1 protein-coding gene is annotated in these 2575 nt (G+C 50.0%); it reads left to right on the top strand.

What is annotated here, in order from left to right; genetic code table 11:
- Nucleotides 1–466: 466 nt before the first annotated feature.
- Nucleotides 467–2158, top strand: coding sequence for a CTP synthase (locus tag QZP87_RS11495; RefSeq protein WP_291323066.1), 1692 nt, complete (start codon nt 467–469; stop codon nt 2156–2158).
- Nucleotides 2159–2575: the final 417 nt, after the last annotated feature.

Genomic DNA, 2575 nt, shown 5'->3' on the forward strand with positions numbered 1-2575 from the left:
AAAATTTTTATAAGTTTCGCTGTAGTGATAGGGTAAGGCAGTTAATTCAGGCTTTTGTTCTTCAACTGGACAGTCAAAAGTTTTTTGTAACCATTTATTTTTATTAGCTTTTTTAGCAGCTCAATATGTCTTTCGGGCCAGACCAGATATCTATCTAAATTTATTGACTTTATTTCTTTCAACCAGGAACGAAGAACCAGGAACTTCGAACTCTCAAGTTCTTCAACAATTAACAATTAACTATGCAGATTCACATAACCTCGCGTTTGACATTTTTCATTTGTGCAGGAAAGGTGTCGCGGGGACTGTCCCCAGTCACGCCAGAGGCGTGATGCCGGCACCCCCTGAATGCTTACTGATAATCCGTAAGTCTTCTTCAGAAAATAAGTGGGTGCCTGTCCCCGTTGGCTGATAATTTATACAAAGTGCCGCTGTAGTGTTAAGCAGCGGATTTCAAGGTAGCTGCATGAAGACAAAGTTTATTTTCATTACCGGAGGAGTGCTCTCATCCCTGGGCAAGGGACTGGCCGCGGCTTCCATAGCCGCCCTTCTCAAGGCCCGGGGGCTTAAGGTTGCCCTGCAGAAGCTGGACCCCTACATTAATGTTGATCCCGGCACCATGAACCCTTTTCAACACGGCGAGGTTTACGTAACAGAAGACGGCGCTGAAACCGACCTGGACCTGGGACATTACGAGCGCTACCTGGACCAGCCCATGAGCCAGATCAACAACTTTTCCTCCGGAAGTATCTATCATGCCGTTATAAGCAGGGAAAGACGCGGGGACTACCTGGGCGGCACGGTGCAGGTCATTCCCCATGTCACCGATGAAATCAAAAACGCCATTTTAAGCGTGGCAACCGATGACGAGGATGTAGCCCTGATAGAGATAGGCGGCACTGTGGGTGATATTGAAAGCCTGCCTTTCCTGGAGGCCATCAGGCAGCTTCGTGGCGACCTGGGCAAGGAAAACGTTTTATACATTCACTTGACCCTGGTGCCCTACATCAAGGTGGCGGGCGAGATCAAAACCAAGCCCACCCAGCACAGCGTCAAGGAACTGCGAAGTATCGGCATCCAGGCCGACATCATCCTTTGCCGTTGCGAAGTAGACCTGGAGCAGGAGATAAAATCCAAGATAGCCCTTTTCTGCAATGTTGACCCTGATGCGGTCTTCACCGCCAGAGACGTCAAAAGCATATACGAAGTACCACTGATGTTCTACGAAGAGGGCCTGGACCAGAAAGTGGCCATCCTGCTCAAGCTGCCAGCCAAGAACCCGAACCTGCAGGCCTGGAAAAACCTGGTCCATCGCCTGAATAATTACTCCAGCCAGGTGGTAATTGCCATCGTGGGCAAATATGTCGACCTCAAGGAGTCCTACAAGAGCCTGCATGAGGCTCTGATCCACGCCGGCCTGGAAAACGATTCCCGGGTGATGCTCAAATACATCAACTCCGAGGATATCACACAGCAGAGCCTGGATTGTCATTTGCAGGGAGTGCAAGGGATTCTGGTGCCTGGAGGCTTTGGGGGCCGGGGCATTGAGGGTAAAATCCTGTCCATAAAATATGCCCGGGAAAACAGCATCCCCTTTTTCGGTATCTGTCTTGGCATGCAGTGCGCAGTCATCGAATACGCCAGGAACGTACTCCACCTGGAAGGGGCCGACTCTCAGGAGTTCACTCCCGAGACCCCTTTCCCTGTTATCTATCTCATGACCGAGTGGTTTGACTTTAGAACTCAGACCATCCAGAAGCGCGACCCCGGCAGTGAAAAAGGGGGCACTATGCGCCTGGGAGCATACCCGTGTGTACTAAAATCCGGCACCAGGGCCATGCAGGCCTACAACACCGTTGAAGTAGCCGAGCGCCACCGCCACAGGTACGAGTTCAACATGCAGTTCGCCCAGGAGTTCCAGTCCTCGGGCATGGTTCTGAGCGGGTTTTCTCCGGATGAAAAGCTGGTGGAAATAATCGAGCTCCAGGAGCATCCATGGTTTGTAGGATGCCAGTTTCACCCTGAATTCAAGTCCAGTCCCATGCGGGCGCACCCCCTTTTCAGAGAGTTCGTCCGGGCTGCGGTCCGGCTTGCAGTTCCGGACGACAGAGACTTTTCCCTGGCACTGCAGGAATCATCCGGGTCAACAACTTCTTGAAGAATGAAATGGACACTCAAAAAATTTTATGCAACACTTTGGATTTATTGCATTTTTCGAAATTGCAGCTGTGTATCTGTTTAGCGCTTTGCATGTGGCACTGGTACAAGCACCCAGCACTTATTGACCTCCGGGGACTGGCTCTTCCGGGACCCACTTGTCCCAAAAAATGATTCATTTTGAGCACAAATTGATGCTCAAGTAGGTCCCGGAGTGCCTGTCCCCTGCTTTCCTTAAAAGCGCTAAACAGATACTATTTTTACAAATTTCGCTGTAGTGTTAACAATCAACTGATAACTCGCAAGTTAATGAAGATGTCTGGTGCTATGAATAATCTTCTGCAGACGAGCAAAAAGAAGCTTTTCTTTATCCTGGGGCCATGCGTTCTGGAAAGCAGGGATACAGCCCTGCATATTG

It is taken from the genome of Desulfonatronospira sp. (assembly GCA_003563255.1).
Classification (GTDB): domain Bacteria; phylum Desulfobacterota; class Desulfovibrionia; order Desulfovibrionales; family Desulfonatronovibrionaceae; genus Desulfonatronospira.